The 26,059-nt window shown below is 72.7% G+C and carries 21 protein-coding genes and 2 pseudogenes; 12 read left to right on the top strand and 11 right to left on the bottom strand.

What is annotated here, in order from left to right:
• The first annotated feature begins 279 nt into the window (after window positions 1-279).
• Window positions 280-1,404 carry an L-cysteine desulfhydrase Cds1 gene (gene cds1 / locus QOL88_RS03320; RefSeq protein ID WP_097214996.1) on the top strand — a complete coding sequence of 375 codons (1,125 nt, stop codon included), beginning with the start codon at window positions 280-282 and terminating at the stop codon, window positions 1,402-1,404.
• A gap of 96 nt (window positions 1,405-1,500) precedes the next feature.
• Here cds1 and QOL88_RS03315 read toward each other — a convergent pair whose 3' ends face one another.
• Complete coding sequence (locus QOL88_RS03315) at window positions 1,501-1,968, bottom strand: SRPBCC family protein (RefSeq protein ID WP_097214995.1); 468 nt, start codon at window positions 1,966-1,968, stop codon at window positions 1,501-1,503.
• A 62-nt stretch (window positions 1,969-2,030) separates the two neighbouring features.
• Window positions 2,031-2,861 (bottom strand): DeoR/GlpR family DNA-binding transcription regulator, encoded by an 831-nt coding sequence (locus QOL88_RS03310; protein ID WP_097214994.1) that lies wholly within the window; start codon window positions 2,859-2,861, stop codon window positions 2,031-2,033.
• A gap of 290 nt (window positions 2,862-3,151) precedes the next feature.
• On the opposite strand from QOL88_RS03310, the gene QOL88_RS03305 reads away from it, so the two are divergent.
• The gene (locus QOL88_RS03305; protein ID WP_097214993.1) at window positions 3,152-5,548 is read left to right on the top strand and encodes a hypothetical protein; all 2,397 of its coding nucleotides are present in this window, start codon (window positions 3,152-3,154) and stop codon (window positions 5,546-5,548) included.
• 12 nt (window positions 5,549-5,560) lie between these two features.
• On the opposite strand, the gene QOL88_RS03300 is transcribed toward QOL88_RS03305, so the two are convergent.
• The 4 genes from QOL88_RS03300 to QOL88_RS03285 form a co-directional block, all read right to left on the bottom strand.
• Entirely contained in the window at window positions 5,561-7,996 is a 2,436-nt protein-coding gene (locus QOL88_RS03300; protein ID WP_097214992.1) for a right-handed parallel beta-helix repeat-containing protein, read from the bottom strand.
• A 229-nt stretch (window positions 7,997-8,225) separates the two neighbouring features.
• Window positions 8,226-8,831: an Rv1733c family protein gene (locus QOL88_RS03295; protein ID WP_097222841.1), complete on the bottom strand. Its 606-nt coding sequence runs from the start codon at window positions 8,829-8,831 to the stop codon at window positions 8,226-8,228.
• Window positions 8,832-8,994: 163 nt separating this feature from the next.
• Complete coding sequence (locus tag QOL88_RS03290; RefSeq protein WP_097214991.1) at window positions 8,995-9,822, bottom strand: MOSC domain-containing protein; 828 nt, start codon at window positions 9,820-9,822, stop codon at window positions 8,995-8,997.
• Window positions 9,823-9,866: 44 nt separating this feature from the next.
• Complete coding sequence (locus QOL88_RS03285; RefSeq protein WP_097214990.1) at window positions 9,867-10,286, bottom strand: DUF6643 family protein; 420 nt, start codon at window positions 10,284-10,286, stop codon at window positions 9,867-9,869.
• Between the two features lie 297 nt (window positions 10,287-10,583).
• On the opposite strand from QOL88_RS03285, the gene QOL88_RS03280 reads away from it, so the two are divergent.
• Complete coding sequence (locus QOL88_RS03280) at window positions 10,584-11,879, top strand: TerD family protein (protein ID WP_097214989.1); 1,296 nt, start codon at window positions 10,584-10,586, stop codon at window positions 11,877-11,879.
• A gap of 16 nt (window positions 11,880-11,895) precedes the next feature.
• Here QOL88_RS03280 and QOL88_RS03275 read toward each other — a convergent pair whose 3' ends face one another.
• Complete coding sequence (locus QOL88_RS03275) at window positions 11,896-13,086, bottom strand: glycosyltransferase (RefSeq protein ID WP_097214988.1); 1,191 nt, start codon at window positions 13,084-13,086, stop codon at window positions 11,896-11,898.
• Window positions 13,087-13,125: 39 nt separating this feature from the next.
• Here QOL88_RS03275 and QOL88_RS03270 point away from each other — a divergent pair, with 39 nt between their 5' ends.
• Window positions 13,126-13,911, top strand: a complete 786-nt coding sequence (locus tag QOL88_RS03270) for a glutamate racemase (protein ID WP_179878757.1) — start codon at window positions 13,126-13,128, stop codon at window positions 13,909-13,911.
• 112 nt (window positions 13,912-14,023) lie between these two features.
• Window positions 14,024-14,578: a hypothetical protein gene (locus QOL88_RS03265; protein WP_097214987.1), complete on the top strand. Its 555-nt coding sequence runs from the start codon at window positions 14,024-14,026 to the stop codon at window positions 14,576-14,578.
• 100 nt (window positions 14,579-14,678) lie between these two features.
• Here QOL88_RS03265 and QOL88_RS03260 read toward each other — a convergent pair whose 3' ends face one another.
• Complete coding sequence (locus tag QOL88_RS03260) at window positions 14,679-15,752, bottom strand: O-antigen ligase family protein (protein ID WP_097214986.1); 1,074 nt, start codon at window positions 15,750-15,752, stop codon at window positions 14,679-14,681.
• Window positions 15,753-15,968: 216 nt separating this feature from the next.
• On the opposite strand from QOL88_RS03260, the gene lnt reads away from it, so the two are divergent.
• The 4 genes from lnt (at window position 15,969) to QOL88_RS03240 (ending at window position 20,969) form a co-directional block, all read left to right on the top strand.
• Window positions 15,969-17,585: an apolipoprotein N-acyltransferase gene (gene lnt, locus QOL88_RS03255; RefSeq protein ID WP_097214985.1), complete on the top strand. Its 1,617-nt coding sequence runs from the start codon at window positions 15,969-15,971 to the stop codon at window positions 17,583-17,585.
• A 68-nt stretch (window positions 17,586-17,653) separates the two neighbouring features.
• Window positions 17,654-18,133: an NUDIX hydrolase gene (locus QOL88_RS03250; RefSeq protein WP_097214984.1), complete on the top strand. Its 480-nt coding sequence runs from the start codon at window positions 17,654-17,656 to the stop codon at window positions 18,131-18,133.
• Window positions 18,134-18,187: 54 nt separating this feature from the next.
• Window positions 18,188-18,988, top strand: coding sequence for a 3-hydroxybutyrate dehydrogenase (locus tag QOL88_RS03245; protein ID WP_097214983.1), 801 nt, complete (start codon window positions 18,188-18,190; stop codon window positions 18,986-18,988).
• Window positions 18,989-19,064: 76 nt separating this feature from the next.
• Entirely contained in the window at window positions 19,065-20,969 is a 1,905-nt protein-coding gene (locus QOL88_RS03240; RefSeq protein WP_097214982.1) for a helix-turn-helix domain-containing protein, read from the top strand.
• 51 nt (window positions 20,970-21,020) lie between these two features.
• On the opposite strand, the gene QOL88_RS03235 is transcribed toward QOL88_RS03240, so the two are convergent.
• Window positions 21,021-22,412: an MFS transporter gene (locus QOL88_RS03235; RefSeq protein WP_179878756.1), complete on the bottom strand. Its 1,392-nt coding sequence runs from the start codon at window positions 22,410-22,412 to the stop codon at window positions 21,021-21,023.
• A gap of 131 nt (window positions 22,413-22,543) precedes the next feature.
• On the opposite strand from QOL88_RS03235, the pseudogene QOL88_RS38775 reads away from it, so the two are divergent.
• Window positions 22,544-22,708, top strand: a pseudogene (locus QOL88_RS38775) (IS5/IS1182 family transposase); the annotation flags it as partial.
• 106 nt (window positions 22,709-22,814) lie between these two features.
• On the opposite strand, the gene QOL88_RS03225 reads toward QOL88_RS38775, so the two are convergent.
• Window positions 22,815-23,732 carry a LysR family transcriptional regulator gene (locus tag QOL88_RS03225; RefSeq protein ID WP_097214980.1) on the bottom strand — a complete coding sequence of 306 codons (918 nt, stop codon included), beginning with the start codon at window positions 23,730-23,732 and terminating at the stop codon, window positions 22,815-22,817.
• Window positions 23,733-23,803: 71 nt separating this feature from the next.
• On the opposite strand from QOL88_RS03225, the gene QOL88_RS03220 reads away from it, so the two are divergent.
• The gene (locus QOL88_RS03220; RefSeq protein WP_179878754.1) at window positions 23,804-25,222 is read left to right on the top strand and encodes an EamA family transporter; all 1,419 of its coding nucleotides are present in this window, start codon (window positions 23,804-23,806) and stop codon (window positions 25,220-25,222) included.
• Between the two features lie 45 nt (window positions 25,223-25,267).
• On the opposite strand, the pseudogene QOL88_RS03215 reads toward QOL88_RS03220, so the two are convergent.
• Window positions 25,268-25,748: pseudogene (locus tag QOL88_RS03215) on the bottom strand (LysR family transcriptional regulator); the annotation flags it as partial.
• Between the two features lie 101 nt (window positions 25,749-25,849).
• Between QOL88_RS03215 and QOL88_RS38770 the strand changes: the two are divergent.
• The gene (locus QOL88_RS38770) at window positions 25,850-25,930 is read left to right on the top strand and encodes a putative leader peptide (protein ID WP_358839838.1); all 81 of its coding nucleotides are present in this window, start codon (window positions 25,850-25,852) and stop codon (window positions 25,928-25,930) included.
• Window positions 25,931-26,059: the final 129 nt, after the last annotated feature.

The raw sequence follows: 26,059 nt of genomic DNA, 5'->3' as shown, positions 1-26,059 counted from the left end.
CCTGCGCCGACCCCGTCCGGGGCCTTGGTCCCGCCGTGCAGTCTGCCCCCGCCCGGCGCCGAGCACCAGTGCCCGCGAGCCCCCTGCCTGGGGGCGCCCGCAGCACACTCGCGAATGCGCCCCCGGGACCGCGCGCCCCCTTGCCCCGGGTCCTGCCCCTGGGGGCGCTTTGGGGGGCTCAAAGATGCGTTTATGCAGGTGAGAAGCGTGCGCCGGGTGTCTATGATCGGTGGTGTCGGCCGCGCGACGCGTCGTCGGCGCGCAGCGTTAGGAGCCCCCGTGAGCACTCCCCAGCAGAACCGGACCGGCGTGACCCTCGACGTCGACCACAGCGACGCCGGCTACCGGGTCTGGCTCAAAGAAGCCGTCCGCAGAGTCCAGGCGGACGCCAACCGCTCGGCCGACACCCACCTGCTGCAGTTCCCTCTGCCGGAGCGCTGGGGCATCGACCTCTATCTGAAGGACGAGTCGACCCACCCCACCGGCAGCCTCAAGCACCGCCTCGCCCGCTCCCTCTTCCTCTACGGCCTCTGCAATGGCTGGATCCGGCCGGACCGGCCCGTCATCGAGGCCTCCAGCGGCTCGACGGCCGTCTCCGAGGCGTACTTCGCGAAGCTGATCGGCGTGCCCTTCATCGCCGTCATGCCGCGCACGACGAGCGCCGAGAAGATCCGCCTCATCGAGTTCCACTCCGGCCGCTGCCACTTCGTGGACGACCCGCGCACGATGTACGAGGAGTCCGCCCGCCTCGCGGCCGAGACCGGCGGCCACTACATGGACCAGTTCACCTACGCCGAACGGGCCACGGACTGGCGCGGGAACAACAACATCGCCGAGTCCATCTTCCGCCAGCTGCGCCTGGAGCGGTTCCCCGAGCCGGCGTGGATCGTCGCCACGGCGGGCACCGGCGGCACCTCCGCGACCCTCGCGCGCTACGTCCACTACATGCAGTACGACACCCGCGTCTGCGTGGCCGACCCCGAGAACTCGTGCTTCTTCGAGGGCTGGACCACCGGCGATCCGGACGTCACCTGCGACTGCGGCTCCCGCATCGAGGGCATCGGCCGGCCCCGCATGGAACCGAGCTTCGTGCCCGGCGCGATCGACCGGATGATGAAGGTGCCCGACGCGGCCAGTGTCGCCGCCGTACGGGCCCTGGAGCGCGCCATCGGCCGCAAGGCCGGCGGCTCGACCGGCACCGGGCTGTGGAGCGCGCTGAAGATCGTCGCCGAGATGGTGTCCGAGGGCCGGCAGGGCAGCGTCGTGACCCTGCTGTGCGACCCGGGGGACCGGTATCTCGACAAGTACTACTCGGACGCATGGCTGGCCACGCAGGGGCTCGACACAAGGCCGTACACGGCCGCGATCGACTCGCTTCTGGAGACGGGCGTCTGGCCCGACTGAGGCACCTGACCGACTCAGGCACCTGTCCGGCCGAGACGCCGACCTTTCCGGACCGGGGCCGGCCTTTCCGGACCGGGGCCGGCCGAAGCCGGTCCCTCAGGTCGCCAGCCGCCGTTCCAGCGCCCGCACGGCGTCCCGGAACGCGCGCGCCTGGCCCCCGCGCGCCACCTTCAGGGCCAGCCGGTACGCGGCCGTACCGTCGGTGGCGAACGTCCACCGCAGCCGGGTGCCGGTGCCGGCCGGCGCGAGACGCCACTCCTCGGCTATCGCCCGCACACCGGGCAGGTTGGTGACGTCGACGCGATAGGCGTACACCTCGGGCGCCGTGGCCGCGACGATCGACTCACGGAACCGGACGCCACCGGTGAGCGTGATGTCGCGCCCGGCACCGCCGTCGACCGGGCGGGCTGCCGTCACCTGCGGGAACCACGCGGCCCAGCCGGGCACGTCCTCGAGCGCCCCGTAGACCGCCTCCACCGGAGCGGCCAGCTCCCGTACGAAGACGTGCCGGACGGGCGCGGCCTCGACGAAGTCGAGCCCCACCGGGCGCAGTCGACGAGCCATGGACGCAGCCCTCCTGGACGGGAGCGGGTGATGCCGGAAACGTCACCCTAGCTGGCGCTCCGTCAGATGTCTGCGTCGTCCTCGGGCTCCCCGGCCACCACCAGCCGCCGCAGATGCTCCGTGACCACCCCGCGCGCCTCGTCCGGCAGGCCGGAGTCCGTCACGAGCGTGTCGATCCGCTCCAGCGAGGCGAACGAACTCAGGCCCACCTTGCCCCACTTGGTGTGGTCGGCGACCACGACCACGCGGCGGGCCGACTGCACGAGCCGCCGGTTCGTCTCCGCCTCCGCGAGGTTCGGCGTCGACAGGCCGGCCTCGACCGATATGCCGTGCACCCCGAGGAACAACAGGTCGAAGTGGAGCGCCGCGATCGCCTGGTCTGCCACCGGCCCCACCAGCGAGTCGGAGGGCGTGCGCACCCCGCCCGTCAGCACGACCGTGGCCGCGCCCTGCCGCGGGCCCGAGGTGCGCTGCGCCGCGTGGAACACGTCGGCGACCCGCACCGAGTTGGTGACCACCGTGAGGTCCGGGACGTCCAGCAGCTGGTGCGCGAGCGCGAAGGTCGTCGTACCGCCCGAGAGGGCGATCGCCGAGCCGGGCGCGACCAGCTTGGCCGCGGCGCGCGCGATGTCCTCCTTGGCGGTCAGCTCCAGGCCCGACTTGGCCTCGAAGCCGGGTTCGTGCGTACTCGCCTCGACCACCGGGACCGCGCCGCCGTGCACCTTCTCCAGCACGCCCTGGCGGGCGAGCGCGTCGAGGTCGCGGCGGACGGTCATGTCCGACACGCCGAGCTTGCGGGTCAGTTCGTTGACCCGGACACCGCCCCGGCGGCGGACCTCGTCGAGGATCAGGGATCGCCGCTGCTCCGCGAGGAGGTTCTGATTCTCGCTCACGTACGCTCCGGTCCTTTCGCCTCAATGCCGTCCGACACACCCTGCACCGGCTCCGACCAGGACATTCTTCCTGGCTCCGGTGCGAGGACGTCCCATCCTCGCATGTCGCGCAGCGGAGAGCGTCACCGCGCCACTCGTCGCGCACACGCCACAGTCGGCTCGTCTCCGCGTTGCGCTTCATCACGGATCGGGGAGATTCCGTGACAGCAGGTGTGGGGCGCCACGGAAGTGGAGATCCTTGTGCCCGCACGGGCGGAGCGGACGGCGTGTCACGGGGGAAGTGCGAATCAGTGGAACGTGCGCAGGAAGAGGCCTCGACCGGCGGACCGGACGGTCCCGCAGCGCGGCCCGGCGAGCCCGGGACCGCCCTGGAACTCCTGGTCCACGGCGTGGGCGGCACCACGCCGCAGGAGATGCTGAACGACCCGCGGACGGTGCGGATCACCGGCGACCACACCGCGGCGGTCTTCCGGCGCGCCGACGACGTCGACGCCGAGCACAGCCCGGACGACCGCCGCCGCGACGGACCGGTGCCCGAGGCCTACGTCTGGTGCAACCTCACCTCCGGCAACGGCACCCGCGCCCTGTGGCTGCTGCTCCTGCCGTTCATGGTCGTCAACCTCGCCCACTGGATGCGCCCCACCGCCCACGGCCGCCGCCGCACCGTGCGCCTGTACGGCCTCCTGGTGCGGCTCGCGGGGCTCACGCTGACGGTGCTGCTCGTCGCCGCGGCCTGCGAGGTCGCGCTCGACCTGGCGGCCTGGCAGTGCGCGGGCACCGCGGCCTGCGCGGACCGCCACTCCTGGCTGGGCTTCCTCTCACCCACCGTCTCGAACGGCGGCTGGTGGAGCGCCCCCGGCCGCAGGCTCGCCCTCGCCGCCGTCGTGCCCACCGCCCTGACCGTCCTGCTCTGGTACCTGTCCCGGCGCACGTGGAGCGACTACGAGTCCCAGCAGCCCATCGAGCGTGCTCCCGAGCCCGAGGGGGAGGGCGGCCCGACCGCACTCGGCCGGCCCGGCTTCTGGTACGGGCGCCGGCTGGTGGCCCGGCTGCGTGCGGCACACACCGCCGCCGGCCTGATCACGGTCGCCGCCGCGGTCGGCAGCGCGGCCGCCCGTCACGACCGACGCCCCGGCGGCTCGGCCGTACTCGACACGCTGGGGCTGATGCTCGAAGCGGCTCTCGCCGTCTGCGCCGTCGCCGTGGTGTGGGTGGTCTGCCGCCGCGGCCGCAGCGAGAAGCGCCTGGACCGCACGCTCGACGAGCGTTTCGTACGGCGCCTGCCGCTCGCCGCACTCGTCCTGCTCGTCCTCGCCGTGCTGTACGCCGGGTGGGAGCGCCCGGGGTGGACGTCGGACGGCCGGCTTCCCGGTGACACGACCTTCGGTGGGATCGCCCTGGTGCAGGGCCTGCTGGTGATCGTCCTCGGCGTCGTGGCGTACGTCCTGCACCGCACCGACCCCGACCGGCGGGCGGTGCTGCGGGGCCTGGGCGGACCGGCCGTGGCGATGCTGGCCTGCGCCCTGGGCGGAGTTATGTCCGGTGGTGTGTCCCAGCGCGTGTCCGACTGGCTGGACGGCACCGGGGCGTCGATCGACGGCCCGCCGGTGCTGCTGACCTGGCAGGCGTCCGTGATCCCGCCGCTGCTCGTCGTCCTGCTCGGGCTCTTCGGCTGGCTGGCCCACCGTGCCTGGCAGCTCGCCCGCGCCGAGCGCGTCGCGGTGGCACTCGACTACCCGGACGAGGCCCAGGACCGCGCCCGCACCCGGCGTATCGCCTACACCCGCGCGATGGCCTCCCTCACCGACCGGGGACCCCGCGTCGTCGCCGTCACCTCCGGCGTCACCCTGCTGCTCGGCGCCGGAGCCCTCGTGGGCGCCCTCGCCACCGACGAGACCCCGGACGAGGCCGCGCAGGGCACCTACCCCGTCCTCCACGGCGCCGCCGAGACCGCACAGGCCCTCGGCTCCTGGATGATCGGTCTCGGCTTCATACTCTTCGTCACCTGGGGCCGGCGCGCCTACAAGGACGCCGCCGCCCGCCGCACCATCGGCATCCTGTGGGACGTCGGCACCTTCTGGCCCCGCGCCTCCCACCCCTTCGCCCCGCCCTGCTACGCCGAGCGCGCGGTGCCCGACCTGACCTGGCGCATGGCGACCTGGACGCGTGCCACCGGCGGACGGCTGGTCATCTCCGGGCACTCGCAGGGCAGCGTGCTCGCCGCCGCCGCGGCCTGGCAGCTCGCCCCGTCCGCCCGCAAACGGGTCGCGCTGCTGACCTACGGTTCCCCCCTGGAACGCCTCTACGGCCGCTGGTTCCCGGCGCACTTCGGGCCGGCCGCGCTCGGTTCCCTGCACCGGGACGTCGACTGCTGGCGCAACCTCTACAGGCTCACCGACCCCATCGGCGGCCCGATGCGCCTGCCCGGCGCACAGGTCGACCACGCCCCCCTCATGGACCCCCTCGCCTACGGCCGCACCGCGCTTCTGCCGCTGCCCGCCCCGATCCTCGGCCACTCCGACTACCAGGCCGACCCGGTTTTCGCCGAGGAGCGCCGCACGTTACTGGCCCGATTGCGGCCGACGGCCCCTCAGGCGCCGGATGCCCCCGAGGGGGAGGCTCCGGTGGGACCGGAGGCGCAGGACGTGCCGTCGCCACGGCACGAGCCCGAGCCGCCCGCCGCATAGGCGGGCGCCTCCTCAGAGCACCTCGGGGAGGTCCTCGGTGTAGAGCAGCGTCAGGTCGTCCGTGCTCGGCTCCGGAAGCTGGGCGACCCGGCTCGCGTGCCGCTCGACCATGGCCTCGAAGGTCTGCCGCGCGGTACGGCCGTTGCCGAACGCCGGGCCCTTGGGGAGCACCGTGAAGTACTTCCGCAGGCCGTCCCCCGCGCCCGGCGCCAGCCGGTACTCGTGCTCCTCGGCCTGCTGCTCCACGATCCGCAGCAGGTCCTCGGGGCCGTAGTCGCTGAAGGTGATGGTCCGCGAGAAGCGGGACGCCACACCCGGGTTGACGGACAGGAAGCGCTCCATCTCGGCCGTGTAGCCCGCGACGATCACCACGACCGCGTCCCGGTGATCCTCCATCAGCTTCACCAGCGTGTCGATGGCCTCCTTGCCGAAGTCGCGGCCCGCGTCCTGCGGGGACAGCGCGTACGCCTCGTCGATGAACAGCACACCGCCGCGCGCCTTCTCGAAAGCCTCCTGGGTGCGGATCGCCGTCGAGCCGATGTGCTCACCGACCAGGTCGACCCGGGACACCTCCACCAGGTGGCCCTTCTCCAGCACACCGAGGGAGGCGAGGATCTCGCCGTAGAGCCGCGCGACCGTGGTCTTGCCGGTGCCGGGGGAGCCGGTGAAGACCAGGTGCCGCTTGACCGAGGCCGCCTTCAGGCCGGCCTGCTGCCGGCGCCGGCCGACCTCGATCATGTCGGTGAGGGCGCGCACCTCGCGCTTGACGCTCTCCAGGCCCACCAGCGCGTCGAGTTCACCGAGGACGTCCTTGGAGGAGCGGGCCGGCTGCTCGGGCTCGGCGGCCGGCAGTGGGGGCTGCGGTTCGGTGCGCTGCCCGGGGAGCGCACCCAGCAGGCCGGGGGAGTGGCTCACCGTCTGCACGGCCGTCTCCGGCGCGGCGGGCGCGCGCAGCCCCGCGCTCTCGTCGCTCGTGCAGTCCTCCACGAGCGGGCTCGCTGCGGACGCCGCGTCCGCGCCGCTGTCCGCGAACTCGTAGCCCCCGCGGGCGCACCGCTCCGTGCGGCACTTCCGCAGCGTCGTACGGCTGCCGTCGATGACGTGGAAGCCGTAGCCTCCGCTGCCCGTCACCCGGCAGTTGAGGAAGCTTCCCCGGCCGCCGGCCGAGACGTAGACGCCGGCCTCCGCGGGGGAGTCGATCGTGCAGCGCTCCACGGTGGGGTCGGCGCCCTTGGTGACGATCACGCCGGTCTGGGTGCCGTCGACCGTGCAGTTGCTGAGCGTGCCACCGCTGCCGTGGTCGCGGAACCAGGCGCCCGTCGCCGCGTCCCGGATCCGGCAGTCGTCGAGCTGCGCGGTCGCGCCGTCGCTCACCGACACGGCCGTGTTGCGCACCTGCGACAGGTCGGTGTCGACGACGTCGGCGCGCGAGCCGCGGTCGAGCACGAACAGCGCGTCCGGCACGTCGTGCACCCGGCACGAGTCCAGGACGGCGGTGGCGCCGTCACTGACCCACACCGCCGGGTAGTCGCCCGTGCTGTCGAAGATCTCGCACTGGTTGGCGTCGACGCGGGTGCCCGGGTCCCACACCGACAGGCCGTTGCGCCCGAACTGCCGCACGGTGGTGCGCGTGAGCGTCAGGACGGAACGGGAACGCAGGTCGACCGCGTTCTCCGGGATGTCGTGGATCCGGCAGTCGGCGAGCGTCAGCACGGCGTCCGTGTCGAGCGTGACCCCGTCGGCCGTTGTGCGGTGCACGTCGCAGTCGGTGAGGTGTGCGGTGGCCCGGCCGGTGATCTGCACACCGCTGCCCCGGACTTCGTAGATCTCGCAGCCCACCGCCTCCAGCGCGGAGTTCTCCCCGGTCGCCGACAGGCCCGAGCCCGAGGTGTGGTGCACCCGGCAGCGCTCCAGGCGGGGATGGGCACCGCCGCGCACCGCGACGCCCGCCTGTCCGGCCGCGACGACCTCGCACTCCTCGAACACCCCGCCCGCGCCGTCGAGTACGGCGATGCCGACGCCCGCCGGGTTGTCGACCGCGCAGCGCCGCACCGTGGGCCGGGCGCTGCCACGGACCTCGATGCCGGCCGCCGACCGCGTCACGACCCGCACGTCCCGCAGCTCCGGGGTGCCCTCCTCCACCAGCACGGCGGGGGCGGTCGCGTCCTGGCCCTCCACGTGCAGGTCCTGCACCACCGCCGAGGCGCGCACGGTCAGCGGCACACCGTCCACGGGCGCGATGCGCACCGAGCCGGGGGAGCTTTCGGGACCGCGCAGGGTCACCGCGCGCTCCAGGACGAGGTTCTCCCGGTAGGTGCCGGGCGCGACGGTGAGGACATCTCCGTCGGCCGCGGCCTCCAGGGCGGCGGCGAGCGATGCGTACTCACCCGTGCGGCGCCGCCACCGCGACGTGCCGGTGTGCGTCACCTGGACCGTGCCCTGTGCCATGGTGTAGCTGTGCCCCCACCTCGGTCGTACTGATGGCTCGTCCGCCGTCGGGGCGCTCCACCCCGGGGTCGCGACCGCGGCCGAGCCCGCCCTTCCGGGCCTGGGCGCGCACGCGGCATCGACACCGGCGCGTCCCTGAGGCTCGCTCGCGCGCGGGTTGTGCCGAACGGTTCGGCCGGACCACCGTAGCGTGCGCGCGCGTGGTGGGTTGACCAGAGCCGGAAGGCGGTCAGCTGCCGGTGCCCGTCCTGCCCCAGTCCGGGCCCGCCTTGTCCCATGCCTGGTCCCAACGGGCGTACCGGCGGCGGACCATGCGCCAGACGATCAGCCGTCTGCCGCCCTCGATGAGACCGCCCGCCGCCAGGGCGGCGCCGAAGCCGGCGAGGACCGCGTGTGTCGAGGCGGTCGCGGAGTCGAGCGGGCGGGCCACCATCCGGCCGTGCCGGTCGGTCCAGATCCGGAACGTTTCGCCCTGCTGTGGGTCCTTGAGGCTCGCCAGCACCGGGCCCTGGTGCGGGGTGCCGTCCGGCGCGGTCCAGTCGGCGAGGACGCGGTTGCGCAGATCCCTGCCCGACGAGGTCTCGGGGTCGGAGTCCAGCGGGTTGCGGTCCAGCTTGCGGACCACCGTGGCCGTCACCAGATGCCGTGCCTCGTGCTGTGACCGGACCGAACGCTGCAGCGCGTCCTGAGCCGTGTCCCCGACGAGCGAGCCGACCACCGGGGCGGCCAGCAGGATCAGCAGCAGGGCGGCCAGTGCCACCCAGGCCTCGGCCAGGTCGGTCGCGCGGCACAGCGGATTGCGCCGCCAGCGCCAGAGCCCCCTGATCGCTCGCACCGCCTGCACCCCCTTCCCGCTCCGTGATACTCCCCGGCGGAGCCGTCCACGCACGGTCCCGGCGAAGAGAGAGCCACATCACCTCTCCCCGGGGCCTCTCACGAATTTCTCACACAAGCCCAACGCCCGGGCCCGCGGCTCGGTTCCCGCCCCGCTCGCAGAGCTATTCGACGATCGTGACCGGGTCCCCGACCCGGATCGTGCCGCGGGACAGCGGCACCAGGTTCTGCCCGAAGACCAGCTTGCCGCCGAGGCGGCGGTGCCGTCCCAGGCTGTGCAGGGGCTCGCGGCCGCGCTCGCCGGTGTCCTGGTCGGTGGTGGTCACCACGCACCGGCCGCAGGGCTTGGCCACGCGGAAGGGCACGTCGCCGATGGCGAGGCGGGACCAGTCGTCCTCGGCCCAGGCGGGGGTGCCCGCCACGACCACGTTCGGCCGGAAGCGGTTCATGGGCAGTGGGCCCTCGCCGGCGTACTCGCCCTGCGCGATCCGGGAGTTGAGGGCGTCGAGCGAGGCCGTCGTGGTGAGCAGCAGCGGAAAGCCGTCGGCGAAGGAGACGGTCTCACCGGGACGCGCGTAGTCCGGGGCGACGGGCCGGCGCGTGGCCGGATCGTCCATGTACGCCAGTCGCACCGCGGTGCCGAGGCAGGAGCTGAACCAGGCGTGCGCGGCCTCGTCCTCGGCCTCGACCGCCTCGACCTTGTCGCGGAAGATCTCCACCGGCACGGTGACGGACGGCCGGGGGACGGGCACCGTCAGCGGTGGCATGCCGGGCGCCGACAGACGGACGGCGCCACCGGGCCGGGGCTCGGCGGCGACGAGTGCGAGGCGCGGCAGCACGCGTTGCGTGACGACCTTTCCCCCGTCGTCGATCAGCACCCAGCGCCGGTCTCCGGCAAGCCCCCAGGGCTCCACGGCGGCCTCCCGGGGCGCGATGCCCCGGACCGCCTTGACCGGATGAACGTGGATCGAGTGCAGGTGAGCGTTCCCCATGGGGCCATCGTGCCAGCCGGCACCGACAGCCCCCGGAGGTCGGCTCAGTACCCGCGGTACTGCTGGTTGTACGGGTCCTGATAGGGAGCCGGGGCCGGCCGGGGAGCGGCGGGGCGCATCGCCTCGTAACCCGCGGGGGCCGCCGGACGCGGCTGCTGCGGGCCGGGATAGCCGCGCGGAGCGGTGGCCTGCTGCGGGATGTACGCCGCGGGCGCCTGTTGCAGCGGTGCGGGCTGCTGCGCCTGCGGATAGCCGTAGGCGGGCTGGGAGGGCGCTGCCGGAAGGGCGGGCAGGGCCGAGGGAAGCGCGGGCAGGTGGCTGCCCGGCATGTCGTACTGAGCGGGGACCCGGATCGGGGCGATCTGCGGGGTGCCCCGCTCGGCGACGAGCCTGTCGTAGATCGGGGTGTCCGGGAAGGAGGCGGAGTAGTAGCCGCCGCCATAGGTGGAGCGGGGGGAGGTCATGGCACATAAGTTAAGCCCACGATGTGCTGGTTGGGGAGACCGATAAGAGGGTTGTTTTCCGTGTCCGCAGTGACCCGGGATCCCCAATGCGAGCGAACTCGGCAAAAAGGGGCGCCGAACGAGGCTCCGATCGTGTAAAGGCCGAGTTCCGGGCGGGGTTACCAGCGGTTGACCGCGGTCTTCCGGGCGGTCGCGCATGGGACTTCGCCGCTGCAAGGAATAGGTTGTGCGCACGGAACTCGACGAACGGCCGGGACAGGCCGGCGCGGTGACAGGCAATGGGGGGCGGACATGCAAATGCTGAAAGGTTCAAACACTCCGGTGCCCACCGCGGCGCTGCGGGTGGAATTGGGATGGCGAACCGGACCCGGAGTGCCCGACGCCGACGCTTCCGCCTTGCTGTTGGTGAGCGGCAAGGTCCGCTCCGACGCGGACTTCGTCTTCTACAACCAGCCCGCGCACTCCTCCGGTGCCGTCCGGCACGAGGGCAAGCGCGACGCCGGCGGCCGGGTGACCGACACACTCCTCGTCGACCTCGCGCGCGTGGAGCCCGAGATCGAGACGCTGGTCCTCGCCGCCTCCTCCGACGGCGGCGCGTTCGGACAGGTCCCCGACCTGTACATCGAGGTCCAGGATGCGGCCCAGGGTGCGCCGGTGGCACGTTTCGACAACCCGGGCGCCACCACGGAAACCGCTTTCGTGCTGGGCGAGTTCTACCGCCGCCAGGGCGCCTGGAAGTTCCGCGCCGTCGGTCAGGGCTACAGCAGCGGACTCGAGGGGCTGGCCACGGACTACGGCATCACGGTGGACGAGCCTCAGCAGGCGGCACCGGCACCGGCACCGGCACCGGTCACGGCTCCGGCGCCTCCCGTCGCCCCACCGCCCGCCGCGTACACACCCCCGCCGATGCCCCGGTCCGCGCCGCCGCCCCCGCCTGCCGCGCCGCCCGCGCCCGTCCGCCTCACCAAGGTGACGCTCACCAAGGCGTCCCCCTCCGTCTCCCTCACCAAGCAGGGCGGCACCTCCGGTGCCCTGCACGTGAACCTCAACTGGGAGGTGCGCAAGCAGTTCTCGGGGTGGAGCGGCAAGCTCGGGCGCCCGACGGCGATGCACTCCGACCTCGACCTCGACCTGTGCGCGCTGTACGAACTCACCGACGGCAGCAAGGGTGTCGTCCAGGCCCTCGGCAACAGCTTCGGAGCGCTGCATCAGCCTCCGTACATCCACCTCGACGGCGACGACCGCACCGGCGCGGTGTCGACGGGTGAGAACCTCACCGTCAACCTCGACCACAGGAACGCCTTCCGGCGCATCCTCGTCTTCGTCACCATCTACGAGGGCGCCCGCTCGTTCGCCGACCTGCACGCCTCGGTCACGCTCCGGCCGCAGCACGGCGCGCCGATCGAGTTCTCCCTCGACGAGTGCACGGTCCCCTCCCTCGTGTGCGCTCTGGCCCTGATCACCAACACCGGCGGAGACCTGATCGTCCAGCGGGAGGCCCGCTACCTGGTGCCCGACCGCGGGGTGAGCCCGCAGCGGACCGTCGACCACGCCTATGGGTGGGGCATGAACTGGACCCCAGGGAGGAAGTGACTCCCCGTGCCGGCCGTCAGCCCTCGTCGGGCACGGCGTCCGGGCGCGCGTAGGTGCGGCCCTTCCAGGCCGCACCCCGCCCCCGGTAGTGCTGCACCGCCGAGTCCACCGTCATGAGGAGATAGAGGAACGCGGTGAACGGCAGCAGGGGGGCGAGCCACAGCGGCTGCCGGTAGTAGCGGAGCATCGGCGCGTACGTCCCCGCCATGACGAGCCACGCGAGACCCCCGAGCACCGCGGCCGGCGCACGGCCGGCGGCGAGGCCCGCCAGGACCGCCACCGGCGGGACCAGATACACCAGCGCCAGCCCGGCGACCGTACCGGCCAGCAGCAGGACGTTGTGCCGCAGCTGGGCATACGCACTGCGCGACACCATGCGCCACAGGTCATGCAGCCGCGGATACGGCCGCACGCTGTCCACCCGCTCGGCGAGACCCAGCCAGACGCGGCCGCCGCCGTGCTTGACGGCCCGGGCGAGCGCCACGTCGTCGATCACGGCCTGCCGGATCGCGTCCGGGATCCGCGCCCGCTCGGCGGTCTCCGCCCGCAGCAGGACACAGCCCCCGGCCGCGGCCGCCGTCCGCCCCGTCCCGGCGATCCGGCGGAAGGGGTAGAGCTGCGCGAAGAAGTAGACGAACGCCGGCACGACGAGCCGTTCCCAGACGCTCTCCACCCGCAGCCGGGCCATCAGGGAAACGACGTCGAATCCGCCCGAGCGGGCCGCCGCCACCAGCTCGCGCAGACTGTCCGGCGCGTGCGCGATGTCGGCGTCCGTGAGGAGGAGGTACTCGGGCTCACGCGCGCGTGCCAGTGCGATGCCGTGCCGCACCGCCCACAGCTTGCCGGTCCAGCCGGCCGGGGGCTCGCCCGGCGAACCCACGGTCAGCGGCAGCCCGCCGTGCCGACGCGCCAGCTCGCGCGCCAGATCACCGGTGCCGTCCGAACTGCCGTCGTCGACGAGGAAGACCTCCGCCCGCCCCGGATAGTCCTGCGCGAGCAGCGACGGCAGCGCGGCGGGCAGCACGGCCGCCTCGTCACGGGCGGGGACGACGACGCACACGGACGGCCATGCGTCAGGCTCCGCGCGCGGAGGCAGCCGCACATCGGTGCGCCAGAAGAAGCCCTGACAGAGCAGCAGCCACAGCCAGGCGAGCAGCGATCCAGCGGCAGTCCACACAACGGCACTCACGCGCGCAGTCTGCACCACCCGGACGGTCCGGGACGGCTCATCGTCTATCGTGATCGGGTGAAGATCGCGCTCATGGACTCCGGAATCGGTCTGCTGGCGGCCACCGCCGCGGTTCGGCGGCTACGGCCCGACGCCGATCTCGTGCTCTCCCTCGACCCCGACGGCATGCCCTGGGGTCCGCGTACCACGCGGGACCTCACCGGGCGTGCCCTGGCCGTCGCCGAGGCGGCCGCCGCGCGCCGCCCCGAGGCCCTGATCGTCGGCTGCAACACCGCGACCGTGCACGCCCTCGCCGCCCTGCGCGCCCGCCTCGAACCGGACATCCCGGTCATCGGCACGGTGCCCGCGATCAAGCCGGCCGCGGCCGGCGGCGGGCACCTCGCCATCTGGGCCACCCCCGCCACCACCGGCAGCCCCTATCAGCAGGGCCTGATCCGCGACTTCGCCGGCGGTGTGCCCGTCACCGAGGTGCCGTGCTGGGGTCTCGCCGAGGCCGTGGAGCACGCGGACGAGGCGGCGATCGACGCGGCGGTGTCCGCGGCCGCCGCCCTCACCCCGGACGACGTGACCACCGTCGTCCTCGGCTGCACCCACTACGAACTGGTCGCCGAGCGCATCCGGACCGCCGTCCAGCGCCCCGGCCGCGCGCCCCTCGTGCTGCACGGCTCCGCGGGAGCCGTGGCCGCCCAGGCCCTGCGCCGGCTCGGCGAGCAGCCCGCGCCGGGAGCCACCCCGCACGGCACGCTCACCGTGCTGCTCAGCGGACGCGAGGGCACGCTGCCCGCCCCCGCCCTGGCGTACGCCGAAGGGCGTCTGCTGCAGGCGATCACGCCCGCTCGCTGACCGCAGCCGTCACCGACGGTCACCCTGTGGCCGAATCGGCGTGACGCCCACCCGGCGCAGTCACGCTCCGCCACGGGGTACCAGCGGAGCGAATCCTGAGTACCCTCAAGGCATGAGGGACCACCGCCACGGCGAGAACGCCCCCCACCCGCACACGGACGTGTGGACCGGCCGCGCCACCAACCGGGTGCAGTGGCTGCTGGCGCTCGTGGGCGCCGCCTGCATGGCGCTCGGCGTCGAGCTCGCCGTCGACTCCGCATGGACGTCCGGCATCGCCCCGCTGGTCATGGCCGTCGTCGGGTGCATCGCCGCCGGACTGCTGGTCCTCTTCGGAACGCTCGCGTTCGTGCACGTCGCCCTGCGGGTCGACGAGGAGCACCTCGAGGTGCGCTGCGGCCACATCGGCGTTCCCCGCCGCCGTATCCCGCTCTCCAGCGTGGTCGGCGCCACGTACATCTCCCATGTCACCCCCCGCCACTGGGGTGGCTGGGGCTACCGCTGGCGGCCCGAGAAGGGCACCGCGGTGGTGGTGCGACGCGGTGAGGGTGTCGAACTGGAGCTGTGGGACGGGCACACCTTCACGGTCACCGTGGACGACGCGGAGGCGGCCGTACGGGTGATCGAGGCGCGGCTGCGGCCCACCAAGCCGGGCGCTCCCGCGCACTGAACCACCGGCTGTTCGTCACCTGTTGTGATCGACGGCAGTGATCACTGACTGTGATCACCGGCGTCCTGTGCCCGCGGCCGAGCACCGGGCATCCGACCGGTCACCGCGCCGCGGCGCGCCCCGCACCGCGTGCCCGCATCTCCGGAGTACGGCCCGCCGCTTCGTCGACGAGGGGGCGTGCCGTGGCCATGCCAGCCAGCAGGCCCGCCCCCACCGACACCGCCGTGAAGCTCAACGCGTTGCCGATCGCGGCGATGGCGGCGAGCGCGGTCAGGGCCGCACCCGCGGTGAGCGCCACCGGGGTCGGGCGCGGGCCGCGCCACAGCGCGTACAGGACCCAGCCGAACGCCGCCGCCAGCAGGGCCACCCCGACGATCCCCTGTTCCGCCGCCTGTTGCAGGGGCGCCGAGTGGGGCTTGCCGTCGGACAGCAGCGACTGGGCGGACGTCGCGCTCAGTTCCCCGAAGCGGCCCGGGCCCGCCCCCAGCGCGGTGTCGTCGCCGAGCAGGCGCCATGCGTCGTGCCACAACTGCACCCGGTGCGGCGTCAGCCGCCCCTCCAGAGCCGCCACGAACCCGCCCGGTACGGCCCGCGCGGCGACCGCCCAGATCAGACCGGTCACCAGGGCGGCGACCGCGGCCAGTACGGCCATGGCGGCGCCGCGCTGACGGGTGCGGCCTGCGGCCAGCGAGCACACCAGCACCGCGAGACAGGCCACAAGGCCGCTGGCCGAGCCGAGCAGGGCCGCCAGCACCGCGACCCCCGCGGCCAGCAGGCGCAGGCCGAGGCGAACGGCCGGAACCGGCGCGGCCCAGGCCGCACAGCACGCGGCCCCGGCCGACAACGTCAGTACGGCCGCGGTGGCCCCGGCATGCCCGAGGGGCGCGGCGATCTGCGGGCCCGGAGCCAGGTGCGGAACGGCCACGGTCAGCGCGATGCCCGCCAGCGCCCCGGCGAAGGGCGCGCCGACCGGCAGCAGCGCCCCGCCGATCCGCCCGGCGGCGTACCCGGCTGCCACGGCCAGCACCGCCAGGAGAACCCCCTCCGGCCTGCCGTCGTGCAGGGCCGCCGTGATCAGGGACCAGGCGGCGCAAGCGCCCAGTACCACGACCCCCGCCGCGTCAGAAACGATTCGTCTCTCGCCGTCCGCGTCCGATCCGGACGCGGACGTCATCCCACTGGAACCCACCCCGCCCGCCCCCCGGCGCACCCAAAGCCCCCGACCTGTGAAGACCCCGGCCGCACCGGCCGCCACGGGCCGTACGACTGAGGCTTGGCACACCGTAACGGCTTGTGGACGGTTTGAGGATGTGTCGTGACGAAATGAACAGGACACCCGTCACGCCTACCGCGCTGTCGGCCCCGAGGCCACGCGCCTTACACTCCGGGAGTGACCGTCACCGCAACCTCCGTCGGCGAATCGGACCAGCTGGAGCCGCGGAGCGCGCCCGGGGCGCGGACGTGGGCCCGGCGGCTCGTACGTCTCGTCCCGGCCGCCGCAGCCGCGCTCTCCGGCCTGCTCCTCTATGTCTCCTTCCCGCCCCGCACCCTGTGGTGGCTGGCCCTGCCGGCCTTCGCCGTCTTCGGCTGGGTGCTGCGCGGACGCGGCTGGAAGGCGGCACTCGGACTCGGCTACCTCTTCGGCCTCGGCTTCCTGCTGCCGCTGCTGGTGTGGACGGGAGTGGAGGTCGGGCCGGTCCCCTGGCTCGCCCTGGTGGCGATCGAGGCTCTCTTCGTCGCCCTGGTCGGCGCAGGTGTCGCGGCCGTGTCGAAGCTGCCCGGCTGGCCGGTGTGGGCGGCAGCCGTGTGGATCGCCGGCGAGGCGGCACGCGCGCGTGCGCCCTTCAGCGGCTTTCCCTGGGGAAAGATCGCGTTCGGTCAGGCGGACGGTGTGTTCCTGCCGCTCGCCGCAGTGGGCGGCACCCCGGTACTCGGCTTCGCGGTCGTCCTGTGCGGCTTCGGACTGTACGAGGTCGTCCGGCTCGCCGTGCGGTGGCGGCGGACCGGTGAGGTGCGGCGCGCCGCGGCTGCCATGGGCCTGCTGAGCCTGGCCGTCCCCGTCGTTGGCGCCGTCGCGGCCCGGCCGCTGGTCAGCGACACGGCCGAGGACGGCCAGGCCACCGTCGCGGTGATCCAGGGCAACGTGCCCCGCGCCGGGTTCGACTTCAACTCCCAGCGGCGGGCCGTCCTCGACTACCACGCGCGTGAGACGGAGCGACTGGCCGCCGAGGTCAGGGCCGGCAAGGTCGCACGGCCCGACTTCGTGCTGTGGCCGGAGAACTCCTCCGACATCGACCCCTTCGCCAACCCCGACGCCCGTGCCGTCATCGACGCGGCGACCAGGTCCATCGGCGTGCCCATCTCGGTCGGCGGCGTCGTCGAGCGGGACGGCAAGCTGTACAACGAGCAGATCCTGTGGGACCCGGCGAAGGGCCCCGTCGACACCTACGACAAGCGCCAGATCCAGCCGTTCGGCGAGTATCTGCCGCTGCGCTCGCTCGTCGGAGCCATCAACGAGAACTGGACGTCCATGGTCCGACAGGACTTCAGCCGGGGGACCGAGCCGGGCGTGTTCACCATGGACGGCGCCAAGGTCGGACTCGTCACCTGCTACGAGGCCGCCTTCGACTGGACCGTGCGCTCCGAGGTCACCGACGGCGCCCAGATGATCTCCGTGCCCAGTAACAACGCCACCTTCGACCGCAGCGAGATGACCTACCAACAGCTCGCCATGTCCCGCGTGCGCGCGGTCGAGCACAGCCGAGCCGTGACGGTACCGGTGACCAGTGGTGTCAGCGCGATCATCATGCCGGACGGCAGGATCACGCAGAAGACCGGCATGTTCGTGGCCGACTCGCTGGTGCAGAAGGTGCCGCTGCGGTCCTCGCAGACCCCCGCCACACGCCTCGGAGTCCTGCCGGAGATCGCCCTTGTGCTGGTGGCGGCCGGCGGACTCGGCTGGGCCGTCGGCGCCGGGCTGCGCGGGCGACGCGCCGGTGACGCGTAGCCGTACGCGGTCCGCACGCGGTCTGAATCGCGCCAGGGCGCCGGAGGCGGCCCCTTAGGGTCGACGGCATGGCTACTCCCGACTTCATCCGCACCCTCCGTGCCTCGGCCGGTCATCAGCTGCTCTGGCTCCCCGGGGTCACCGCCCTCGTCTTCGACGACGAGGGCCGGCTGCTGCTCAACCGCCGGGCCGACACCCGCCAGTGGTCCGTGATCGGCGGCATCCCGGACCCGGGGGAGCAGCCCGCGGCATGCGCGGTGCGGGAGGTCTACGAGGAGACGGCCGTACGGTGCGTCGCCGAACGGGTCGTCCTCGTCCAGGCCCTGCAACCTGTCACGTACGAGAACGGTGACACCTGCCAGTACATGGACATCACCTTCCGCTGCCGTGCCGTCGGCGGTGAGGCGAAGGTCAACGACGACGAGTCGCTGGACGTCGCCTGGTTCGACGTCGACGCGCTGCCCGAGCTGGATGAGTCCGACCTGCTCCGGATCAAGCAGGCCCTGTCGGACGACCCCACATGGTTCGACCCCACTGCCTCCGGTTGAACTATGGGGCGTGACCACATGGGGTGGGGTAGGGGCGCTGCCTAGGGTCGAACCATGACCGCGCCTCGTGCCCTCCTGGCCCCCCACGCCTCCCCGCTCGACCTGGGCGGCCGCACCGCGCTCGTCACCGGCGCCGCCGGTGGCATCGGCCGTGCCTGTGCGCTGCGGCTCGCTGCCGCCGGGGCCAAGGTGAGAGCCGTCGACCGCGACGCCTCGGGTCTCGAGGCACTGGCCGACCAGGGGCGCGGCCTCGCCGGCACGGTGGAGCCGCACGTCCTCGACCTCACCGACCTGGACGCCGCCGAACTCGCCGCCGCGGGCACCGACGTCCTCGTCAACAACGCCGGACTCCAACTGGTGCGCCCCATCGAGGAGTTCCCGCCCGAGGTGTTCCACACGGTGCTCACCGTGATGCTGGAGGCACCGTTCCGGCTCATCCGCGGGGCCCTGCCCCACATGTACGGGCAGGGGTGGGGCCGCGTCGTGAACGTGTCGTCCGTCCACGGGCTGCGCGCCTCTGCCTACAAGTCGGCCTATGTGGCCGCCAAACACGGTCTGGAGGGACTGTCCAAGACCACTGCCCTCGAAGGCGCGCCCCACGGTGTCACCTCGAACTGTGTGAACCCCGCCTATGTGCGCACCCCCCTGGTCGAGAAGCAGCTCACCGACCAGGCGCAGGCGCACGGCATCCCCGAGGAACGGGTGCTGTCCGAGGTGCTGCTGCAGGACAGCGCCGTCAAACGGCTGATCGAACCGGAGGAGGTCGCCGAGGCGGTGGCGTACCTGTGCAGTCCACAGGCCTCCTTCGTGACCGGTACCTCACTCGTGCTCGACGGTGGGTGGACCGCCCACTGAGCGGCCGCTTCCGTCCGCCCGGGGGAGTTGTCCACAGGGCTGACGGGACCGGCCGGTCATGGTGAATCCTGTGAGCATGTCCAGCGATCACGTGCAGTCCGCCGAGATGCCGTTCCTCGAGCTGCTGGCCCGGGGCGCGTCGGCCGACGCCTATGAGCAGCCGGAGCTGCTCGCGCGTGCCGAAGGGCGCCCGGCGGAGTGGATCGCCGCGCTCCGGCAGGCCAAGCCGCTCGCCCTGCGCGTGCGCGCCGAGCTGGAGGGGCGACGCCGGCGCGAGGCCGAGCTGTCCGCGCTGTTCGAGACCGCCCACGACCTCGCGGGGCTGCGCGACCTCGACGCCGTGCTCCAGGCGATCGTGCAGCGCGCCCGCTCGCTGCTGGGCACCGACGTCGCCTACCTCAGCCTGAACGACACGGAGCGCGGCGACACCTATATGCGGGTCACCGAGGGCTCGGTCGCGGCCCGGTTCCAGCAGCTGCGGCTCGGCATGGGGGAGGGACTCGGCGGCCTGGTCGCCCAGACCGCGCGCCCCTATGTCACCGACGACTACTTCAAGGACGACCGCTTCCAGCACACGCTGACCATCGACGCGGGCGTGCGGGACGAGGGGCTGGTGGCCATCCTCGGTGTGCCGCTGACGCTCGGACACCACGTCATCGGCGTGCTGTTCGCCGCGGACCGCCGCGCCCGGGTCTTCGAGCGGGAGCAGATCGCCCTGCTCGGCTCCTTCGCCGCCCTCGCCGCGGCCGCCATCGACACCGCCAACCTGCTCGCCGAGACCCGGTCGGCCCTCGCCGGCCTGGAGCGGGCGAACGAGATCATCCGAGACCGCAGCGGCGTCATCGAGCGCGCCTCCGACGTGCACGACCGTCTCGCCGAACTCGTCCTGCGCGGCGGAGGCGTGCACGACGTGGCCGCCGCGGTCTCCGAGATCCTCGACGGCACGGTGCAATTCGCCGAGGCCGCCGCCGCACCCGCCGGCGCCCTGGAGAAGTCCGGCGCGGAGGGACACGCGGTGCTGCACGAGGACGACTGGATCGCCGCCGTCGCCGCCGGCGGCGAACTGCTCGGCGCACTGGTCCTGCGCGGGCACCCGGGGCTCGACCCCGTCGACCAGCGCACCCTGGAGCGCGCCGCCATGGTCACCTCCCTGCTGCTCCTGGCCCGCAGATCCGCCGCCGAGGCCGAACAGCGGGTGCGCGGCGAGCTCCTGGACGACCTGCTGGACGCCCGCGACCGCGACCCGCGCCTGCTGCGGGAGCGCGCCGCCCGGCTGCACGCCGACCTTGACGCGCTCCACGTGGTGCTGGCCGCGCGGCTGGAGGACACCGCGGCCGACGCCGACCAGGAGGCGGACGCCCGCAGACGCCTGGCAGCGGCGGCGTCCCACTTGGCCGCGACGCGGCACGGCCTGGCCGCCGCCCGCGACGGGGGCACCGTCCTGCTGCTGCCCCTCGGCCCCGGGGACACGGCGACCGGCCTGGCCCGGCGCGCCGCCCGGCAGCTGGGCACGGCGGTCCACGCACCGGTCACCGTCGGCGCTTCCGCGCCCGCCGAGGACCTCGCCACCCGTCCCGAGACCGTGGCCACGGCCTACGCGGAGGCCCGCCGCTGCCTCGAAGCCCTGCGCGTCCTCGGCCGTGCCGGGGACGGGGCCGCCGCCGAGGACTTCGGCTTCCTGGGACTGCTCCTGGCCGGCGACCGCGACATCCCGGGCTTCGTCGACCGCACCATCGGCCAGGTCGTCGCCTACGACCGGCGGCGTGGCACGGAACTGCTGCGGACCCTCGACGCGTACTTCGCCTGCGGCATGAGCCCCGCCCGCACCAAGGACGAACTGCACGTCCATGTGAACACGGTCGCCCAGCGCCTGGAGCGCGTCGGCCGTCTCCTCGGCGACGACTGGCAGAGCCCGGCCCGGGCCCTGGAGATCCAGCTCGCGTTGCGCCTGCACCAGTTGTCGGCCCCGGCACAGTACTGACCCCCGTACGCGGCCTGCGTACGGGGGCCGGAGTTCACTGCTCCTGGCGGGTCAGGCGGTGCGGGCGTCCTCCGGGGCGGTGGCCGTCCGGTCCGCACCCTGTCCGGGGCGAACCGCGACGTCGGCCAGGTCCCGGTTGCGCGTCTCCTTGGCCGCCGCCACCGCGATGACGGTGAGCACGGTGGCGGCGATGACGTACAGGGCGATCGGTGTGGAGCTGCCGTAGTCGGACAGCAGCGCGGTGGCGATCAGCGGTGCGGGCGCGCCCGCCGCGACCGAGGCGAACTGCGCGCCGATCGACGCACCGGAGTAGCGCATGCGCGTCGCGAACATCTCGGAGAAGAACGCGGCCTGGGGTGCGTACATCGCCCCGTGCAGGACCAGTCCGACCGTCACGGCGAGGATCAGGTTGCCGAAGCCGCCGGTGTCGATGAGCGAGAAGAACGGGAACATCCACAGCCCGACCCCGACCGCACCGATCAGATACACCGGCCGGCGGCCGATCCGGTCGGACAGCGCGCCCCACGCGGGGATCACCGCGAAGTGCACGGCCGAGGCGATCAGCACCGAATTGAGCGCGGTCTGCTTGGAGACGCCGGCCGAGGTGGTGGCGTAGACGAGGATGAACGCGGTGATGACGTAGTAGCTGATGTTCTCCGCCATGCGTGCGCCCATGGCGACCAGCACGTCACGCCAGTGGTGCCGCAGCACGGAGACGAGCGGCAGCTTCTCGGCCTCCGCCGCGACGTCCGCCTTGCGGGCTTCGGCCTGCGCCAACGCCTCCTTGAACACCGGCGATTCATCGACAGACAGACGAATCCACAAACCGACGATCACCAGCACGCCGGACAGCAGGAACGGGATCCGCCAGCCCCAGCTGCCGAACGCGGCGTCCGACAGCAGGGCCGTGAGCAGCGACAGCACACCGGTGGCGAGGAGCTGCCCCGCCGGCGCGCCGGTCTGCGGCCACGACGCCCAGAACCCGCGCCGCCGGGCGTCCCCGTGCTCCGACACCAGCAGCACGGCACCGCCCCACTCACCGCCGAGCGCGAACCCCTGGACCAGCCGGAGCACGGTGAGCAGCACCGGTGCGGCCGTCCCGATGGAGGCATGCGTGGGCAGCAGCCCGATGGCGAAGGTGGCCCCGCCCATCAACAGCAGGCTCAGCACCAGCAGCTTCTTGCGCCCGAGCCGGTCACCGTAGTGCCCGAACACCAGCGCGCCCAGCGGCCGGGCGGCGAACCCGACCGCGTACGTCAGGAACGACAGCAGGGTGCCGACGAGCGGGTCGGAGTCCGGGAAGAACAGCTTGTTGAACACGAGCGCGGCGGCGGAGCCGTAGAGGAAGAAGTCGTACCACTCGATGGTGGTGCCGATGAGGGACGCGGCGACGATGCGCTTGAGGCTGGCGGGGGCTGGTGGAGCGGCTGCGGGCGACGACATCGGCACCACTTCCTGGGGTGTGACGGGCACGTTTACGTGTCGCCACACCGTAGGAATCCGCAGGTCAGGCGCACATGTGGCGGGGCAACATAGTTCGAGGGTTCGCTATGCGTGCGGCCACCATGCTGGCTCGTGGAAAGGCTATCCACCTCATCGTCGACCGGCAGGGCCTGACCCTGTCGATCGGCATCTCCGCCGCCAACCTTCACGACAGCCAGACCCCCATCCCTCTGGTCCGTGGCATCCCGCCCATCCGCTCCCGCCGCGGTCCCCGACGCCGACGGTCAGGCAAGCTGCAACCTGGCGCCGCCGACGCCTATATCAGGCCCGCTTGAATCACTACGAACGACGCGGACACAGCCCCTGAAAACTGCCCAGCACTCAGCACAAGCACCGGCAGTACTAGGCGTGCTGTACACGGGCCAATTCACCAGCGCCGCGGCGGGAGGCAGCGGCATCGTCGCTCCTCCGGAGTATGTCCTGGAACGCCTGGACCGTAGCAGGTGGCGGGGACCCAGCCGGGGTGTCGAGCAGGACCCGGCGACGGGACGCCGGGCGGAGCGGCAGGGCCGCGATGCCCTGGCGTGAGGCGAGGCTCAGCTCGGGCACGACGGTGACGCCGAGGCCGGCTCGCACCATGGCCAGCAGAGTGGCCATCTCCCGCACCCGCTGTGCCACGCGCAGTGGGAGACCAGCCGCGGCGTGCAGCTCGTCGAGCAGCGGCTCGCAGCCGCCGTCGGAGAGCAGCAGCGGGTCATCCTGAAGGTCCGCCAGGGTTACATCGGGCTCGGCCGCCAGCGGGTGCCGCTTGTCGACGACGGCCACCATCCGGTCGGCGGCCAGCACCAGATCGGAGGCAGCCGGCGGCGCAAGGCTCGCGCGCATTCCCAGGTCGATCAGCCCATCCGCAAGCCACTGCGCGACCTCCTGATCAGTCCCCTCCCACAGAGCGACCTCAATGCCGGGGTGGATCCGGCGCAGTTCGGCGATCAGCGGCGGGAGCAGTTGGCAGGCCGAAGGAAAGCCGCCGATGCGCAGTCGTCCGCGGCGCAGGCCACGAACGGCGGCCGCCTCCTCCTCGATCAGTTCCACCTGGCGCAGCGCGGCCCTGGCATGCACCAGAATTCGCTCGCCCAGGCCGGTCAGCCGAACGCCGTCACGCCCACGGCTGATGAGGGCCGCCCCGATCTCCCGTTCCAGAGCGGCCACGGCATGACTGACGGCCGACTGCGTAAGCCCGATCTCGTCGGACGCCGACGTGAAGCCGCCGGCGTCCACGACAGCGACGAAAGCACGCAGCTGCCGAAGCCCAAGTGACATGAAATCTCTTCATCCTCATATGAAGGCCATCTGTTTGCCTCATGTTCGCATCCGGCTGGACGCTGCTCCCCATGAACCTGCGCAGTCTCGCGTCGCTGATCGCCCTGGGAGCCCTGTGGGGTGCGTCGTTCCTCTTCATCAGGGTCGCCGTACCTCAGTGGGGCCCAGTCGCGCTGATCGAGGCCCGGTGCCTGCTCGCGGGCGCCGCGCTGTGGCTGGTACTGCGAGCGCTGCACCACGAGCGCCCCAGCTGGCGGCAGCACGGGAGCGGGAGGCGTTACCTCACGCTGGGCGCGGTGTCAGCAGCACTGCCATTCACGCTCATCGCCGCCGCCGAGCTGCGCCTGCCTGCCTCTTTGGCGGCTACCCTCAACGCCACCACTCCACTGTTCGCCCTGCTCATCGGCGCGTCACGGGGACAGGAAAGGCTGACGGCGCGTCGCGTCGGCGGCGTGCTCGTGGGCGTGGGCGGCGTCGCGGTCCTCGTCGGGCTGGGCCCCGTCAGGCCGGACGCGCCCCTGCTGCTCGCCGTAACCGCCAGCCTGCTGGCCGCGCTGTGCCTCGGCCTGGGCGGGGTGTACGCGGCCCGGCACTTCACCACGGTCCCCCCGACCGCCGTGGCCGCCGGCCAGCAACTGGCCGCCGCCGCCCTGCTGCTGCCGCTGCTGCCGTTCGCGCCACCCCCGGAGCTGCCCGGCGCACGCAGTACCTGGGCGGTCCTGGCGCTGGCCCTGCCCTGCACCGCGCTCGGCTTCGCCCTTTTCTACCGGATCGTCGCAGCGCACGGACCGGCCACGGCACTGACCGTGACCTTCCTGGTCCCGGTGTTCGGCGTGCTGTGGGGCGCGCTGCTGCTGGACGAGCCGCTGACCCCCAGCATGCTGATCGGCCTGGCCGCCGTGCTGGCCAGCGTCGTCCTCGTCGCACGTCGGCCGGGCGCTACCGGCACCGGCATCACGAGCGATGCCCCCGAAGGCCCGCCGACCGTCGACGACTCCAACCCGGTGGCGATTCTGACGGCCCGCGGCGTCCCGTTCCGCCTCCACCCGCATCCCGCGCTCGACACGCCGCAAGAGGTGTGCGCCGCGCTGGGTATCCCGCTGGAACAAACAGTCAAGACCTTGGCGTTCACCGCCCCCGACGACCGACTGGTGCTGGCCGCGCTGCCCGGCCACGCCCGGCTGCGGTATGGCCCACTGGCCCGCGCCGCCGGAGTCCGCCGTGCGGATCTGACGCCGGCGCCCGCCGAGCGGCTGGAGAAGCTGGACATGCAGCCTGGCGGCATCTGCCCGGTGTGCGCGGACGAGTCGGCGGTCGTCGTCTTCGACGAGAGACTGACGGATGCGGGGCGCATCTACTGCGGCAGCGGGCGGCGCGACAGCAGCGTCGAAATCGAGGCGAGCGAGCTGATCGCGCTGATCCCGGCGGCGAAGATCGCCGCCATCGCGGCGTTCGCCGATGCCCGGACGAAGGAGGAACGAGACGCGTGAACACCTCAGATGTCCGAGGCTGTCGAGATGCGAGGGATGCGGGCTAAGGTAGTTCACCAGCCCCAGGTCGAACACGCCCCCCAGCAGCCCACGGTGGATCTCGCTCTGCTGCGCGCCCACCAGCTCGACCTGCGTGACCGGGTGCGCGGCCCGGAACTCACGCACGGTCGGAATGACCAGCGGGACAGTGGCCGTGTCGACCGTGCCGAGCCGGACCATGCGGCTGATGAGGTGCTGCTCGTCGGCCGCGCCGCGCAACCGGTCGACCGCGTCCAGCACACTCATGATGTGCGGCAGCAGCTCCCGGCCCTCGTCGCTGATCTTTCGCCCCGGACCGCTTGCGCTCCAGCAGATCCACGCCCAGCTCGCGCTCCAGATTGCGGACGGTCCGGTTGAGCGCGGGCTGGGACAGATGCACTTCCTCCGCGGCGCGCCTCAGCGAACCGAACCGCGTGACAGCGGCGATGTATTCCAGCTGTTCGATGCGTACGACAGGAGACTGGCGCCGGTCCCGCGTCGGATTCAAGGGAAACCCTGTCACAACCTCGTGAATACCGACTCTCAGGATGTGGAATCACGGCCAGGAATTCTTGACCTGCAGGACTCTCCACTGGTTCTATCGGTGACATGAAGCGACAGGACCTCACGCGTCGACGCCACGTCGACCTCGCGCGTGTCTCCAGCTCCTGCTGTCGCTGTCGGGCCTGAGCGCACCAGCTGAGCCTCCGAGGGAAATCCTCGCACTCGCGCCGATCTCCCCTCGTGCATTCCGCCGCCGGCCGTTTTCCGTCGTGATTTCGGCTTTCCCGGGAACAGTGCGCCCGCACGCCTGAATCC

This window comes from Streptomyces sp. Ag82_O1-12 (assembly GCF_900182715.1).
GTDB classification, from domain to species: Bacteria; Actinomycetota; Actinomycetes; order Streptomycetales; family Streptomycetaceae; genus Streptomyces; species Streptomyces massasporeus.
Note: the sequence above shows the minus strand (reverse complement) of the source record. Positions and strands in the feature narration are given on the sequence as shown.